The organism is Shewanella electrica (genome assembly GCF_022321485.1).
GTDB lineage: Bacteria > Pseudomonadota > Gammaproteobacteria > Enterobacterales > Shewanellaceae > Shewanella > Shewanella electrica.
On the sequence record NZ_JAKOGG010000002.1, the window covers coordinates 215,684 to 231,542 of the forward strand.

General features: G+C 48.7%; 10 protein-coding genes. 3 read left to right on the forward strand and 7 right to left on the reverse strand.

The features are described 5' to 3' along the window. Positions 1-19 precede the first annotated feature (19 nt). The 7 genes from L9G74_RS03495 to L9G74_RS03525 form a co-directional block, all read right to left on the reverse strand. On the reverse strand, positions 20-1,168 hold the full coding sequence (locus tag L9G74_RS03495; RefSeq protein ID WP_238894895.1) for a sugar diacid recognition domain-containing protein: 1,149 nt from the start codon (positions 1,166-1,168) through the stop codon (positions 20-22). A 31-nt stretch (positions 1,169-1,199) separates the two neighbouring features. Next, positions 1,200-1,796: a uracil-DNA glycosylase family protein gene (locus tag L9G74_RS03500; RefSeq protein WP_238894896.1), complete on the reverse strand. Its 597-nt coding sequence runs from the start codon at positions 1,794-1,796 to the stop codon at positions 1,200-1,202. Positions 1,797-1,809: 13 nt separating this feature from the next. Continuing rightward, positions 1,810-2,418 (reverse strand): hypothetical protein, encoded by a 609-nt coding sequence (locus L9G74_RS03505; RefSeq protein WP_238894897.1) that lies wholly within the window; start codon positions 2,416-2,418, stop codon positions 1,810-1,812. A gap of 667 nt (positions 2,419-3,085) precedes the next feature. Continuing rightward, on the reverse strand, positions 3,086-5,161 hold the full coding sequence (locus tag L9G74_RS03510; protein ID WP_238894898.1) for an MtrB/PioB family decaheme-associated outer membrane protein: 2,076 nt from the start codon (positions 5,159-5,161) through the stop codon (positions 3,086-3,088). Between the two features lie 12 nt (positions 5,162-5,173). Continuing rightward, positions 5,174-6,160, reverse strand: coding sequence for a DmsE family decaheme c-type cytochrome (locus tag L9G74_RS03515; RefSeq protein ID WP_238894899.1), 987 nt, complete (start codon positions 6,158-6,160; stop codon positions 5,174-5,176). A 66-nt stretch (positions 6,161-6,226) separates the two neighbouring features. Continuing rightward, positions 6,227-8,221: an OmcA/MtrC family decaheme c-type cytochrome gene (locus L9G74_RS03520; RefSeq protein ID WP_438944543.1), complete on the reverse strand. Its 1,995-nt coding sequence runs from the start codon at positions 8,219-8,221 to the stop codon at positions 6,227-6,229. A 298-nt stretch (positions 8,222-8,519) separates the two neighbouring features. Then, positions 8,520-10,697, reverse strand: a complete 2,178-nt coding sequence (locus tag L9G74_RS03525; RefSeq protein ID WP_238894901.1) for an OmcA/MtrC family decaheme c-type cytochrome — start codon at positions 10,695-10,697, stop codon at positions 8,520-8,522. 736 nt (positions 10,698-11,433) lie between these two features. Between L9G74_RS03525 and L9G74_RS03530 the strand changes: the two genes are divergently transcribed. The 3 genes from L9G74_RS03530 to glnS all read left to right on the forward strand — a co-directional run bounded on the left by L9G74_RS03530 (position 11,434) and on the right by glnS (position 15,792). Beyond that, complete coding sequence (locus L9G74_RS03530) at positions 11,434-11,673, forward strand: FeoA family protein (RefSeq protein WP_238894902.1); 240 nt, start codon at positions 11,434-11,436, stop codon at positions 11,671-11,673. Then, a complete protein-coding gene (gene feoB / locus L9G74_RS03535) occupies positions 11,666-13,963 on the forward strand; it encodes a Fe(2+) transporter permease subunit FeoB (protein WP_238894903.1) in 2,298 nt (765 codons plus the stop codon). The genes L9G74_RS03530 and feoB overlap by 8 nt, the downstream gene beginning before the upstream one ends. Positions 13,964-14,121: 158 nt before the next feature. After that, positions 14,122-15,792, forward strand: a complete 1,671-nt coding sequence (gene glnS, locus L9G74_RS03540; protein WP_238894904.1) for a glutamine--tRNA ligase — start codon at positions 14,122-14,124, stop codon at positions 15,790-15,792. Positions 15,793-15,859 lie beyond the last annotated feature (67 nt).

Consider the following 15,859-nt stretch of genomic DNA (forward strand, 5'->3'; position numbering starts at 1 on the left):
TTTGTACATTTGCACAAAGTTATGCCGGTTCGAGGCGGCTCAGGACATCACCCAGATAGAGTTGCAGCAAGCCATCGAGTGAGGCGAGGTCGATGCCGCTGATCTCGGCAATCTTCTCTAAGCGATAACGCAAGGTGTTGCGGTGCACATATAGCGCATCGGCGCAGCGTTGTTGGTCGCCAAAGTGTTGCAGATAGGCGCGCAAGGTTTTCACTAACACGCCACGACGATCGTGCTGTTGCAATTTGATAAATGGCATTGCTAGCTCATGGCCGCGCCAGTCGTGGCCGAGCGACGATAACAACACCGATAAGGCGTGATCTTGATACAGATATTTGGTTTGCTCTGGTGCGGTGTGCTTGCCCAATTTGAGTGTTTCACACGCGGTTTGATAGGAGCGTTGGACGCCGCCAGCTTCGGGGAAATAATGCCCCAAGGCAATTTTTACCCGTCCTTTGGTGTCTGCTGGTAAGCGCGCCAGCAGTTTTTCAATGCGTGCATCTTCCAGCTGTGGGTCCCAGCTTTTACCATCCAAAAATGCTGGTTTGAGGATCACTAACTGATCCATGGCGGTCATCGCGACCAAGTTGTCGCGCTGTGGATATTCCAACAGTTGCTGAATATCTTTGAGCGTAGTGGATGACACTTCATCGCCATTGAGTTCGATGAGCGCCGCCACCCGCGGTTGGTTTAAATCGATATCTAGCTGCTGCGCCCAGGCCTGCATGCTGTCCGGCAGGGGCCCTTCATGCCGCACTAACTGCAAAATAAACTCTTCGCGTTGCCGCCGATGCCATTGTTTCTGCTCGAGCGAGTTGGCTTGCTCCACCATCATTTCAGCGGTCATTTTCAATAGTTCACCAAAATGGCCTAACTGCGCTGGATCGCCGGTGATGCCAACCACCCCAATAATTTGCCCATGATAATGCAGTGGCAAATTAACCCCTGCTTTCACACCTTGCAGACTCTGCAAGCTGCCTTGGTCGATTGTCACGGCGCGATTTTGGCTAATCGCCAACAGCGCACCTTCGTGCACCGTATTGATACGGCTTTTATCACCGGAACCGAGAATGACGCCTTGGCTATTCATCACGTTAATGTTGTGCTGAATAATGCGCATGGTGCGGTCAACAATTTGCTGAGCAATTGCCGCATCAAGAAAATACATGGTTAGGCTCCAGAGTGTTTAGGGGCTGTGGTTATGTGTGCAGCAGGCTAGCGATGCGTTGTTGTAGCCGAGGTAGTTGCTGCGCTTCAAACTGAGGATGTTGCGCCAGCCAGCGGTTGTTACGTGGACTCGGGTGCGGTAATACCATCAGTTGCGGCCATAATTGTTGCCAATGAGTGGTGATCTGCGCAAGTGGCTGTTTGGCGAATACCGTACCCGCTAAGTGCCAAGCGATGGCATAACGACCAAGCAATAGTGTTAGCTCAATATTAGGCAAGGCAGCTAACAAGGGGGCGCGCCACGTTGCGGCGCATTCTGGCCGAGGTGCGGCATCGCCGCCGTTGGCTTTGCCGGGATAACAAAAGCCCATGGGTACAATGGCAAATTGGTTGGGGTCGTAAAAGGTGTCGTGATCGACGGCTAACCAGCGGCGCAATCGTTCACCACTGGCATCGTCAAACGGACGGCCGCGTTGATGGGTAATCTGGCCCGGCGCTTGGCCCGCAATTAAAATGCGGGCGTTGCTACCGGCTTGCAATATTGGCTTAGGGCCGAGCGGTAAGCCCTGACACAACTGACATTGGCGAATGTCAGTTAATAACCTATCGCACAAGGTTGGTGTGGTCATTGGGCTAGCAACATTAATGGTTCGTCAGAATCTGTTGGTAGATTTCGCTGAGCTGGTAGATAAACCAGCCGATGCTTACCAGCACCAATAACCAACGCACAGCGCTGAACAAGCGAGTGTTGGTGTGCCAGTGGCCAGCAATTAGCGCGAGGCCGATAGCAAAAGGCGCAATTAATGGAGAGAACGCCACCGCGAGCATCATGTAACAGACTGCGCCGGCTAGCAGGTAAAATCCGGCATTGTCACTGGGCGCTTTGGCGCTACTTTTGATTAAAAACGGCAGGCTGGCAAGCGCAATGGCGACCAGTACCAACCCCAAATAGAATGTCATTTCAGCCATTGTGCGCTGATCGTAAATGGCAACGCCAGCCCCAATAAGCGCCACGACAATACCAATGGCGCTATGCCAAGTCACACAGCGTGCACTTTGGTACTGACCATTAAAATAAAACAGCGCTTGCAGCGGAATGTTGAGCAAGGTGTAGCCACCAACCAACATCATAATAACGATGCTTGCTAACAGGCCACCGGCTTGAGTGTGACCGTTGCTAGTAGCGGCATGGGCTGAGGTGATGAAAGGTACAAGCGTTAACACGCCAAGGATAAAACGAGATGATTTCATAACCGCTGTTGGTCGAGGAATTTGAGGTTGCTGTACCTTGGCGTAATTGCCTTAGGCTTGCAAGTGAATACCTCGCAATTTGGCAAATATCGTTGCTTACTCGTCAAAAAAATAGGCGGATCCCTCCGCCGAAGTATCACAAGGTAATGGAATATTGCATGGTCGAGAAATTGACGAACTATCGCTTTGATGAACTTAGCCCTAGTACATCAAAGATTAATATTTGATAACAAAAATATAACACTAGGGCAGTGTAGAAGTTGCACCACTGGAACTCAAGTGAAATATATAAAATTTTTGTGTTATGGGCTGTTTATCTTTGCTGGTTGCTTTTTAAGCTAGCAGAGCGTGATTTAGGTTAGGCAGGTGATGTGCCGTGCCGTATATTTTCCGCCACCAGCAGCTAACGCTGAATAAATTACGCTTTGGCGCTGCCCGAAGGGTTCATTTAAACACCTGCTGAACCTTGTTGCGCCCAGCTTGCTTAGTTGACTAAGCGTCACGGGTCGCGCCTCGTTCATCATGCGTTTAATTTGACCCAAAATTAAACACTAAAGGTCAGCAACCCTAGTCAGTTAGTTTTGCGATGTAGATGGCTTAAACAAAAATAAAACCCGCACTTGGCGGGTTTTATTTAATCATATTTTAACAAGACTGAAGTTTAGCACTACAGTTTGTAATTCACGCTTAGCATCAACATATTAGCGGTGTAGTCGTGGTCGATATTACCAAAGCTAACCACGTTCCAGATACTGTTGACGTCGATGTCGTTTGCTTCATCGTTATCTTCATAACGTTGGAAACGATAATCAAGGCGCAACGCTACTTTCTCAGTCGCTTGGTATTGAGCATAGAGTGACAAGTTATGATCTTTAGCGTAGTACGCGCCAAAATCACCAGTCACGGCCTGACGAACCACTGTGTTGGAGTCTGAATCTGAGTAGGTGTAATCCAACCCTAGACGCAGTTTTTTCTCCCACAAGTTGTCGTAGTATGCACCAAAGCCGACAACATCAACCGTATCACGCACATCCGCAAACCAGTTGGCATCGGCAAAATTGCTGCTACCGGCTTGTTGTGACTTGATGATCTGATGGTTGTAGAACAGATTCATGTTCAAGTCTTTGGTGGCTTGGTAGTTGACGTTGATGTCCATGCTACCGTCACGCGATTCAGTTAAACCGATATCGGTGTTGTGGTAGTTGTCATAGGCAAAGCGGCCACCGAAGTCTACTGTCAGGTTATCCAGCGGTGTGTGCGACACACGCAACTCAACCATGGTACGTTCGCGATCAGCCATGTAGTACTTACGCAGCAGCGCGTTGTTTTCGGTAGAAGTATAACGGCCTGCTTGGTAGTTCGAACCGTCACGAGTACCGAAACTCCCTTTCAACCACATATTCCAGTTTTCAAAGCTATTGAGGGTGAAACGACCCCACAAAGTGTTTTCGTTGGTGTCTTCACGGTCTTCATAGCTGCGTTCTTCGCGTTTGAAGTCGTAACCACCATCCACTTTCATGCCAGAGCTAATGCGGTAATCAGCTGACAATTTGGCTTTATGTGTGGTGCTATCCAGCGGCGTGTTGTAAGCCAATTGCCCGTTGACTTGACTGATACTGATTTGAGTCCATGGCTCAATGTTGGTTTTGTTGTCGCGGTCGTAGTAGTCGTAACTCGCACTGACGCGCATATCACCAAAGCGTTGCGTACCGCTCAAGTTCACACCGAGGATATCGACTTCGGCATCAGCATTTTCTTCTGGCAGGCTATAACCATAACCGAGGGTAGAAAAGCTTTCATCTTGGCTCATGCGGCCAACGAGAATACGACCTGAAAGCAGGGCGCCCATGTCAGTATACAGACCACTTAACGATACGGTATGCGCTTGGTTATCAGGATCTTCTGACAAATAAGCGGCGTTTTGGCCAGCGGTTTGACCAAATGGATTGGCATAACCCAAGCTATCGTTATCATTTTTGAAACGGGAGCCATTGTAGGCCAAGGCGGTAAACCAGTGGTCGCCACTCAGTTTGACACCAGCTTCAAACGTATCCGTGGTGTAGTCCACTTGTTGTGGCAACATGGTTGCTTGGTTGAAAATCACGCCAGAGGTTGATTTTGTACCAGTCTTCTCTTCACGTTGGAAATTAACGTAAGTGCTCCACAGTGAATCTGCGGAGTATTCAGTATCCAGCGAATAGCGTTTACGCTTCAACGACAGTTCAACTGGGTGTACTAAGCTCGCATCGATGCCGTTACCTGTACCCGCGTTGGTCCAGTTTGCTGGCAGTGATAAAAACTCACCGCTGCGGCTAAATGGCGTTAATGCGGAGTTGCTACCGTAAGTGGCAATTTGGCGTAACCCAGCAGAGACTTCGTATTTGCCGGGTTTTCTTGCGGTGATGGTAGCGCTGCCCGTATCCATGCCCAAATCATGTGCTTTGAGGCTCAAACGGTAACCACTTTCGGCAATATGGGTAATGTCGGCATCAACTTTAGTGGCGACATCGTTATCTGTGCCCATTGCATTGGCGGAGTGGATATCATTGCCGTCATTCACATAGCCAATGCCAGCGCTGATATTGCCTTCAGTGCCTGTTTGCACTTTACAAGCATTACATTTCCATTTGTCGAATTTCACTTTGTCAGTGTTGGCATTGGCGAGGCCGTAACCGTCAGCTGCCATGGCAAAACTCGCATTGGCCAGCAAAGCAACGGTAATTACGTTCAATCTGAATTTCATCTTGCTGTCTCCTTAGCGTTGCAGCAGCTTGCCGGATGGATGGTTAGAGCCATGGATCTGACTGTGACAGTTCAGACAGCTGTTACCGCCGGTAAACGCAGAACCATTAACGGTACCGCCCAAGCCAGTGTTGCCTTGGTATGCACGGCTTGCATGGCCGTCACTGGCGTGACATTGCTGGCAAAGTTGTGGAGGACGAGCGGTCAGCATCGCTTCGTTTACTGTGCCATGTGGGTTGTGACAGTTAACACAGTTGTCGGTGACTGGCGCGTGTTCCCAAAGTTTTGGACCACGTTTTTCAGCATGGCAGCTATAGCAAGTGTCATTGATGGTTGGCTTTACCAAATCGGCTTCAGTGCTGGTTCCGTGTGGATTGTGACAGTCGGTACATACCATTTGATTCCATTTCAGCGGGTGAGCTGAACGTTTGTTCATGTCCGCTTTCTGTTTGGTATGGCAGCTCGTACATACGGCAACTTCAGTGTCTTTGGCGAGGATTGGGTCATTGGCCGCGTGGATAGTGTGGCAAGACGCACAAGCGATGTCAGCACTAGAGTGGTGGCTACTTTCCCAATTCATCCGTTTGTCATCTTGGTGACAGCTCAAACAGACACTGTTTTGCTTCTCAGCTGGCAGCGTTGAGTCTTTACCAAAAGCGATCATCGGCTCGTTAGCACCTTTGTGATTACCTTGCGGGCCGTGGCAAGCTTCGCACTGTAGGCCAGCCATTGGGCTTTTTGATGAGGTAATCGCACCATGTACACCGCTGAAAATGGCCATCACCTTGTCGCTGCGCTTGTGGCACATCAAACAAGTGTCGGCACCTTTAGGTGAATACTTACCTTCTTCAAATTTTTTATCGAGTGTGGCTTCTACTTCCGCAGGAGTCATTTTTTTATCCCATACCGAAGCGTTCGCGGCATGGGAGAAGCTAAATGCCAGCACTGCTACCAAAACGGCAGAGTTCAGGGCTGACATTAGTTTTTGTTGTGTTTTCATCATTGCGTCCTTGATTTGTCCAAACGGCGAAAAGGGCAGGGATCGAGTCCCTGCCGTTCGGGCAAACTACATATTCACCTGAGTGTGATTTGCTGCAGTCGGTTTATGACAGTAGAAACAAGTTTCTGACTGCGCTGCCTGATCTGCTTGAGCTTTATCGCCATTGATCACAGCGCCATAGCTTTCGAGCGTTGCTTGGCTATGCAAACCTTCTGACCCCAGTGTATGGCACGAAGTACACACCGCAGTGATTGGGGTGGTGTATTGTCCCGCGCTAGTTGCCAGTGCGCCTTTCTTCTCAAATGCGCCAGTGTTGAAAGAGTTGTGACATTGTTGACAGTCGGTGATAACACCTACTTGGTTGTGAACAACGTGCAGTTTCATTTCAAATGGGCCTTTGTTGGCGCCGTTTGCGTAGGTGCCATCAGGTGTGTGACAAGCGACACAGCCATCAAGACCAACGACACCATCGCGTGCAATCTGCTCACTCAGTACAAAACCTGCGTGATAGCCTTTGTGCAGTGAGAACGTGTCACCGTGACATTGCTGACAGGCACCATAATTCACTGAATCGGTGTGGCGATGTGACGGTGCAGCACCTGATTTAGTACCAAATACTAAAGCCGCTTTCATGCTGGTGGTGGCTGAATCCGCAGTACAATTGATCACTGAGTTGGCATCTGAACACATTTCTAACCCAATGAAACTGAAGGCGGTGTCTTTGTCGCCTGTGCCAAAAGGCAGTGCAGGTGTAGTGAAGCTCAGGGTGTTGCCATCAACAGTGATGTTGTCTTGCAGTACATTGTTAGAGACAAAATCTTGTGCGATGTGACCGAATGGATTGCTGGCACTGGCGCTATACCCCATCGCTGGGAAGTTAGGGCCTACGTTCGTTGCTGTTTCCAGACGTTTGATTTTTGGCAGTTCACTTTGTGCATCCAGCGGATTACCTGCACCATCCTGCAAGGTGATACGGATAGTGGCGGTGTTATCGTCGTTAGCGGTTAATGTGGCTTGGATGCCACGAGAATCGATAACTGCACGTTTGTTAGTAATACCTTCGTTGTGAACTTCTTGTGTCCACTCAGTGGTATGACAGGCCACACAGCTGCTGTTGTCTTGTTGCACTGAGTGACCAGTACCGTTAGCAAAATCGATATTAGTGTGGCAGCTACCACATGTTTCTGCTGTTGGTACGCGGCTCCAGTTGCCCCAATCCGGTGTTTGCTCGCCTTTGTTACTGTGGCAAGTTTGGCAACTCATTAGTGTGTCACCAGGGAACGCTGGTTGAATGTCACCGTCGGTATTAGTGAAGTGTTTTTCGTGGATCAGCATGCTGAAACGATGGTCAGGATCGCGCATACGGCCGGTGTTATGGCAGCTAGCACACATATTGACATCGTTGTAAGCACCGCCATGATGCGCCGTGCTTACGTCACCGTGACAAGTATTACAGCTCTCGGTGGCGACAATCTTACGCGAGTAACTTGGGGCAGAACCGTCGACGTTAAAATCAACGATAGCGTTAGTGTTTGGTACGGCGGTACCATCAGGCAACGGCGTTGGGTACAAACGTATCATGATACGTTGGGCAAACGCTGGATTAAACGTTGATGAAGTTGCTTCGGCATTGGTCAAGTTAGTACCAAAAGTATAAACATACACGCCGTTACGTTTATCTTCCAAAGTACCGGCGCAACTAGCACCAACGGTACAATCTTCTTGGTTAACTAAATATTGCCATTCTGAGGCATTGCCGATTCCAGTGGCATCTTGTGGTGCCAACTGCAGCTCATAAAAACGGAAGCGTTGTAAACCAACAATTGCTTCATCATCTTGGTTGGTCACCAGAAAACGGACGCTAGCGACGCCATCCTGCACGGACTGCTCATAAAAGCTGACTTTCATGCTGGAAATCGTCATGGCTGGTTGGCCACCCGCGTTGCCGTCGCTGCCATCTGAACCGTCGTTGCCGTCACCGCCGCCACAACCCGCTAGCGCTAACGACAACGCGCCAGTGGCAAACCACCGAGCGTATTTTGATTTTAGTGCGTTCATCATTTTTCCCTGCAAAATTAAGCAACAAGTCAGTGGCGAAAAGCTATGTGTCGAACTTATTGTTGATATGCGCCACGTACTTTTGCTGGAAAACATTCCCCAATAGAAAGGCTAACTCACAAATCACATTTATTCCGCTGAGCTGCGATTAATGTGTGATTTAGATCTGCCTATTTCTAAAGGAGTAATCCCTAATTTCGAAGAACATGAAATTTGGGGATTATTCATTCAAACCAACGCTAATCTAAGGCAAAAAGGGGACGCCAATTGGCGTTCCCTTTTTGCTCGGATTAACTAGGTGTTAATTACCATGAACATTTAGCAGTTGATCCACTGTATGACAGGTCTTACAGGTTTCCGCTGCTTGCTGTTTCACTTCATCAATAGATGCACCATCAATGACACCACCGTTGGTTTCAATGTGGCTACGTACCGCATCCGTCAGATACGGCTGGTGGCATGACAAACAAGCGCCAGCATCAGAAGATACCCAAATATCATGACCATCAGTTAGGTCGCCGAAGCGCCATACACGATCAGGTGAACGACCAAGCACAATCCCATCGTTGGTATGGCAGGTCATACAGTCACTCTTGATCACTGTGCCTGAGTTCATGCCGTTATGGTTCAGCTCATGGCCTTCACGATGGTGCGCTTTAAACGCGAAGCTGGTAGGTGTTTTGCCACCTGGATAGCTAGCGTCGGTGCGCAGAGTTTTGTCTGGTGTATGGCAAGTGCCACAGTTGACGCCGTTGGTGTAGTGATGGATTTCGGCACCGTGACAACCTTGACACTTAGTTGGGTCAATGATGTTACGACGTGCGGTAACACTCGCTGTGGTATCTGGTGCCTGCGCACCCCAAACAAAGCGATAAGGGGTTTGCTGAATGGTCACTTGGCGAGTGCCTTCATTTGCACATGGCGTCAGCGCAATATCGGCAACACCGTAACCACCATTGTTGAAACAAGCCTGCAGTGTTGACCAGATTTCAAAGTTTTTACCTTGGGCATCTGCTGGCAGGTTGAAGGTAGTCGCGGTTATTGTGTAAGTGCGGCTGCTGCTATCAAAGGTACCAGCACTCAGAGAAATACGGCGTTGGCTATAAGATGCAGCGTCATAGGCAGGGAAATCTTTATCGATATCCCATGCAACGACTACGCGGCTAGATTGGCTTACGACATCTTGATCAACCGCATTGCCATCTTGGTCGAGCACTTGCACGTTGAACGTCAGTTGACCATTGTCATTAGTTGCCACATTCGATACGGCCACACTCATCGCTTGAGCAATGGTATTTGCCTTCAATACATCGCCATGGCGTTTCACCGCGCTGCCAGTACCGTGGTAAGGCGATTCTGCTTGGTGACAAGACATACAGTCAGTGCTGCTGTGGTTGTTTGACGGTTTTTCTGAGTGACAAGCGATACAGGCAGTATTGCTCTGTTCTGCAGTAAACAGCGCTGCGTCTTTAGGCGCGTTAGCACCTTCAACGTGACAAACCGAACAATCAGCGGCTGGGCTGCGTGGGAAAGCTACTTTACCGAAATCATAAAGATTGCCGCGGTAACCGATGATTTTATATGGTGCTGCGACTTGTTCGCCATCGGCATTAAATGTATGGCGCTCTTCACCGCGGTGAATCGCATGGATCATATAAGTGAAATCGATGCTGTTACCTGACTCAGGATCACCTGAGGTGGAGGTGTGGCATACCACACAGTTTTGAATATCTGTACGGCTACCACCGTGCATTTTCAAACTGTCAGGTTGATGGCAGGTATAACAAGTTTCAATGGAAACTACGTCACGGCTTTGAATGCCATCAGTTGCACCACTCGATGGCTGCCAATCATAGTGAGCGTTAGTGACTAACCCGTTAGCACTCAGCTCGATGGTTACACGTTGAGTGTCGTTGGCATCGAACGCCACCGCGACCGGTGTCGTGACATTGGCGATATTTTGCTGATAAGTGTATTTGTAAGACCCGTCACCATTGTCAACTAAACAAGTATCACAACCGCTTGCAGCTTCGATACCCGCTTGATATAGAGTCTGCGGTGTAATACCACTGACATCGGTTGGTGGATTGTCGGGCGCTTTTTCAGTGTTGATGTAAGATTGCCATTGGTAGCCGTGGTCAAAACCAGCGGAGCCGTCTGCTGCTGTATCGACAATATGAGTTAACTGTGCGATTCCGAAGCGGATAGTATTGGCGTTGGTGAGTCCGGTGATGGCGACGCCATTGGCGTTAGTCAACATGAAATCGACAGTCACGGTACCATCGGTAACACTGGCACTTGAGATGGTGCTATTGAGCGTTGTAGCATTGGTAATGCTGATGGTTGCTAAACCTGGTTCACCATCAGTGCCATCTTGACCATCTTCGCCACTGCCGCCACATCCAACGAGTGCTAAAGATAGTATTCCGGCGCCCAACAACGCTTTATAAGCGGTATTGAATCTAAACCGTTTCATCATTCATTTTTCCCTGCATAGATTTTGTATTCATCACTGGCGTGTAGCGGTGCGAAAACACACAGCCAGTGTGTGGAATTTAGTTTCCAGAATATTAGGCTATCCAATAGCACGCTTTTAAGCAGTTAATTTCGCCATGTTATGTGACTAAGATCGGACTATTCATAAAGAGTTAGTTAACTTATTGACCTAAGTTAACGAATGGACTTTTCCGAACAAAGTTTGACATTTGTCTAAATAGGCTATTTTCGAGCGAGCAGTGCGGATAATGGCGATTTTTCATCGTGGTGCCGTCACAAAACTGAGTTAATTATCGACGGCCTGCGTTATTGGGATGCTCTGCGCGCATGGTGAGCCAATTGCAAAAAGCCGGAGTAGTCGGCGACGCTGGATGCCACGCGCGACGAGACAGAGTAAGTTAATGTTTTTCTTGGCGAACCTACGTTACAACCCAACTGTATGTAGTTATCTGTCTTGGGCGGTAATGGCTTACCAATCCAGAGTGTGGCGAAGATTTTTTCGCAGCTTCTTTAGGTTTTTTGAATATCAGCCACAGTCTTGACAGATTTTCGCGTTAAATTTGCTGCATGTGGTTTATTCCTACTTTCTTTTGTCTCATAATACAGAACACAATTGAAAACTATTCTCGTTTACAACATTATCACCGAAACCTCTTCCGAGTCGTGGTAGACAGCCATGCATTATTTCAATTGCGGTGATAGTAAAGATGGTAGGTAGAATGAAGTTAAATGAATTGAACCCCGGTGATCACGCCATCATTAGTGATGTCGGTCAGATAGATCTTCCTTCGTCTGTAAAACGTAAGCTACTTTCTCTCGGCATTACGCCAAATACCCGCCTTTCTCTGATTCGCAGAGCGCCGCTAGGGTCTGGCCTTGAGCTAGATATTCGTGGCAGTAAGCTGTGTGTGCGTCAGGATTTGGCGAAAATCATCGAGGTGGAGAGGACGAATGACTAAGCAGTTTCATTGCGTCACAGTTGGTAACCCTAACGCAGGTAAGTCGACATTATTCAATGCCTTAACGGGCGCTAACCAGCAGGTGGGTAACTGGGCTGGTGTGACGGTTGAGAAAAAGACCGGTCGGTTTACCTTAAATGATACCGATGTTTATTTAACTGATTTACCTGGCATTTACGATATTTTGCCCGCTGGTAAAGATTGCGATTGTTCATTGGATGAACAGATTGCGCAGCAATATCTAGCGAACCAGCACACAGATGGCATCATCAATATGGTTGATGCGACTAACATCGAGCGCCACCTGTTTTTGACGGTGCAGCTGCGAGAGCTGGGCATTCCAATGGTGGTGGTGCTCAACAAAATTGATGCGGCGTTGAAGCGTGGCGTTACCGTTGATACCGAAGCGATGGCTGAGGCGCTGGGTTGCCCAGTTATTGCTGTAACTTCTCGCGACCACAAAGATGTTGAGAAAGTCAAAGATCTGGTGGTGCGCTTTTTAGATGGTAGCGTTTCAGCCGAACCATTGTTACTGGATTACGGCCCAGAAGTTGAGCGTAGCGTCAGTGAATTGATGTCACATCAGCATGCGGCTAACCGTGGTCGTGCATTGGCGATGTTAGCCAATGGTATCGGCTGTGGCAGTTGTGAGCGTGGTCAGGGTGATCAGTATGTAGAACAATGTGCTGCGGCGCTGGCTGCCACTGGCAAAGATATTGAAATGGTGGCCGCAACCACTCGCTTCGACTTTGTCGAAACGGTGTTTGCCAAAGCAGTACAACAGAAGACATTGCTCACTTTAAGCGACCGTATCGACCAAGTTACGCTGCACCCAGTGTTGGGTATCCCGATTTTCTTGGGCGTGATGTACCTGATGTTTATGTTCGCCATTAACGTTGGTAGTGCATTTATTGATTTCTTTGATATTGCCGCTGGCGCACTGTTTGTTGATCATCTCGGTGCTTGGATGAACCAACTTGGCTCGCCTGAGTGGTTAGTGACTTTGATTGCGGGCGGTATCGGTCAAGGCATTCAAACGGTGTGTACCTTTATTCCAGTGATTATGGCGTTGTTTTTAGCGCTGTCGGTGCTGGAAGGTTCAGGCTATATGGCGCGTGCCGCGTTTGTGGTGGATGGCTTGATGCGCCGCATCGGTCTGCCGGGCAAAGCGTTTGTGCCGATGATTGTTGGCTTTGGTTGTTCAGTGCCAGCAATTATGGCAACCCGTACATTAGGAAGTCAGCGTGAACGTATCGTTACTGGTATGATGGCGCCCTTTATGTCTTGCGGTGCGCGTTTGCCAGTTTATGCCTTGTTTGCAGCTGCATTTTTCCCAACATCGGGTCAAAACTTGGTATTCGGTTTGTACCTGCTGGGCATTTTGGCTGCCATCGGCACTGGTTTCCTGTTACGCAAAACTATTTTGCCGGGTAACAGCAGCGCAGTGGTGATGGAACTGCCAACCTATGAACTGCCAAAGTGGCGCGCTGTCGCATCACGTACAGGTAAACGGACTAAGAGCTTTATTCTCGGTGCGGGTAAAACCATTATTATCGTGGTAACGGTGTTGAACTTCATCAACGCCATAGGTACTGACGGCACTTTTGGTCACGAAGACAGTAAAGAATCGTTATTGAGTGTTGCGAGTCAAAAAGTGACACCTTTGTTCTCGCCGATGGGACTGGAGCAAGATAACTGGCAAGCTACGGTCGGGATTATCACTGGTCTGTTTGCTAAAGAAGCGGTCGTGGGTACTTTGAACAGCTTATACAGCACCGAAGGCGCACAAGGCGGCGAGTTAGCCCCTCTGTCTGATAGCTTTGTGGAAGCATTGCAAACGATTCCTACCAACCTATTAGGGATCTCTCCAGATGATCCGCTGTCTATCTCGGTGGGCCATGTGGAAAAACTGGATGAAGCAGCGGCAGAGCAGGGTGTCAGTGAAACCACTTTTGGTGCACTACAACAGGGTTTTGCTGGTCAGTTATCTGCGTTCTGTTATTTGCTATTTATTCTGTTGTACACCCCATGTGTGGCGGCAATGGGCGCGCTGGTGAACGAGTTTGGCCCACGTTGGGCGGCGTTTGCTGCGACGTGGACATTCGCATTAGCTTATGGTTCTGCCACGGTGGTGTACCAAGGTGCTACCTTTAGTGAACACCCATTACAATCAACGATGTGGATTGGTGTGTTTACCGTCGCTTTGATTGTGTTCTACCAATGGTTGAAACGCAAAGGTAAGCGTGCGCAACAGATTATTCCCGGCATTAAGGTGATCGCCGGTCAATAATCGAGACACTTGTTTGAAAAGCAGCCAATAAGGCTGCTTTTCTTTTACAGAGTCGTTGACGGCATACGCACCAATTCTTATTCTACTTAGATTGTCAGCGGGCATGATGTCAAGTCATGCCCGTTTTATCAGGTTTGCACGGTGCAAAGAGGAAATACATGAGTCAGGTGGACACTGAAGTTCGTCCGAGTAACTTCATTCGCAATATCATTGATGAGGATTTGGCTAGCGGTAAGCACACCAGTGTGCACACCCGTTTTCCGCCAGAGCCAAACGGCTACCTCCATATCGGTCACGCAAAATCAATTTGCTTGAATTTCGGTATTGCTCGTGACTACCAGGGACAGTGTAACTTACGCTTTGACGACACTAACCCTGAGAAAGAGAACATCGACTACGTTAACTCAATTAAAGAAGACGTGCATTGGCTCGGCTTCCAATGGAGTGGCGATATTCACTATTCGTCCGACTACTTTGACAAGCTTTATGGCTACGCTATTGAGTTGATCAATAAAGGGTTGGCGTATGTGTGTTTCCTTAACGGCGAACAAACGCGCGAATACCGCGGCACCTTGAAAGCGCCGGGTAAAAACAGCCCTTATCGCGATACCAGCGTGGCAGAAAACTTAGCACTGTTTGAAAAAATGCGTGCTGGCGAGTTTAAAGAAGGTGAGTGTTCACTGCGCGCGAAAATCGATATGGCCTCGCCATTTATGTGTATGCGCGACCCAGTGATTTACCGCATTAAGTTTGCCCACCATCACCAAACTGGTGACAAGTGGTGCATCTACCCAATGTACGATTTCACCCACTGTATCTCTGATGCGTTGGAAGAGATCACTCACAGCATCTGTACTTTGGAATTCCAAGATAACCGCCGTCTGTACGATTGGGTATTGGATCATTTAGATGATTTCAACAAACCTAACCGCACGCGCCAGTACGAGTTTTCTCGTCTGAATCTGGAATACACGCTGATGTCGAAGCGCAAGCTGAACGACTTAGTCGTGCGTGGTTTGGTGAGCGGTTGGGATGACCCACGTATGCCAACGATTGCTGGCGTGCGTCGCCGCGGCTACACACCGTCAGCAATGCGTGAGTTCTGTGAGCGTATTGGCGTTACTAAACAAGACAACCTGATTGAAATCGGCATGTTGGAAGCTTGTATCCGCGAAGAGCTAAATGATACCGCTCCGCGCGCCATGGCCGTGATTAAGCCAATCAAGCTGGTGATTGAAAACTATCCAGCTGGTCAGTTTGAAACCATCAAAGCTGCCGCGCATCCAAACGATGAAAGTTTAGGTGAACGTGATTTGCCATTCGGCCGTGAGTTGTACATCGATGAAGCCGACTTCCGTGAAGAAGCCAACAAACACTACAAACGTCTAGTGTTGGGTAAAGAAGTGCGTTTGCGTAATGCTTACGTCATCAAAGCGGAGCGTTGCGATAAAGATGCCGAAGGTAACGTGACTACTGTTTACTGCACATACGATGCCGAGACGTTGGGTAGCAACCCAGCAGACGGTCGCAAAGTGAAAGGCGTGATCCACTGGGTTGAACAAACTCATGCTAAACCGGCTGAATTCCGTTTGTATGATCGCCTGTTTACTGATCCAAACCCAGCGGCAGCTGAGACGGTTGACGAAGTATTGAACCCTGAGTCATTGGTGATTGCCCATGGTTTTGTTGAACCGGGTCTGGTCGCCGCACCAGCAAGTAAGGCATATCAGTTTGAACGTGAAGGCTACTTCTGTGCTGATAGCAAAGATTCGACCGCTGACGCATTAGTGTTTAACCGCACGGTAGCCTTGCGTGATTCATTCGCGTAACGGTTAATATCACTTGTTCAAAGGCGCCTGATGGCGCCTTTGCTGTTTTTATGGTTCAGGAAAGTAT

Bases quoted from the DNA above. Each gene is read 5' to 3' on its own strand.
- L9G74_RS03520 (WP_438944543.1), bottom strand. From the start codon at position 8,221: ATGATGAACGCACTAAAATCAAAATACGCTCGGTGGTTTGCCACTGGC.
- L9G74_RS03495 (WP_238894895.1), bottom strand. From the start codon at position 1,168: ATGTATTTTCTTGATGCGGCAATTGCTCAGCAAATTGTTGACCGCACC.
- L9G74_RS03505 (WP_238894897.1), bottom strand. From the start codon at position 2,418: ATGAAATCATCTCGTTTTATCCTTGGCGTGTTAACGCTTGTACCTTTC.
- L9G74_RS03500 (WP_238894896.1), bottom strand. From the start codon at position 1,796: ATGACCACACCAACCTTGTGCGATAGGTTATTAACTGACATTCGCCAA.
- glnS (WP_238894904.1), top strand. From the start codon at position 14,122: ATGAGTCAGGTGGACACTGAAGTTCGTCCGAGTAACTTCATTCGCAAT.
- L9G74_RS03525 (WP_238894901.1), bottom strand. From the start codon at position 10,697: ATGATGAAACGGTTTAGATTCAATACCGCTTATAAAGCGTTGTTGGGC.
- L9G74_RS03530 (WP_238894902.1), top strand. From the start codon at position 11,434: ATGAAGTTAAATGAATTGAACCCCGGTGATCACGCCATCATTAGTGAT.
- L9G74_RS03510 (WP_238894898.1), bottom strand. From the start codon at position 5,161: ATGAAATTCAGATTGAACGTAATTACCGTTGCTTTGCTGGCCAATGCG.
- feoB (WP_238894903.1), top strand. From the start codon at position 11,666: ATGACTAAGCAGTTTCATTGCGTCACAGTTGGTAACCCTAACGCAGGT.
- L9G74_RS03515 (WP_238894899.1), bottom strand. From the start codon at position 6,160: ATGAAAACACAACAAAAACTAATGTCAGCCCTGAACTCTGCCGTTTTG.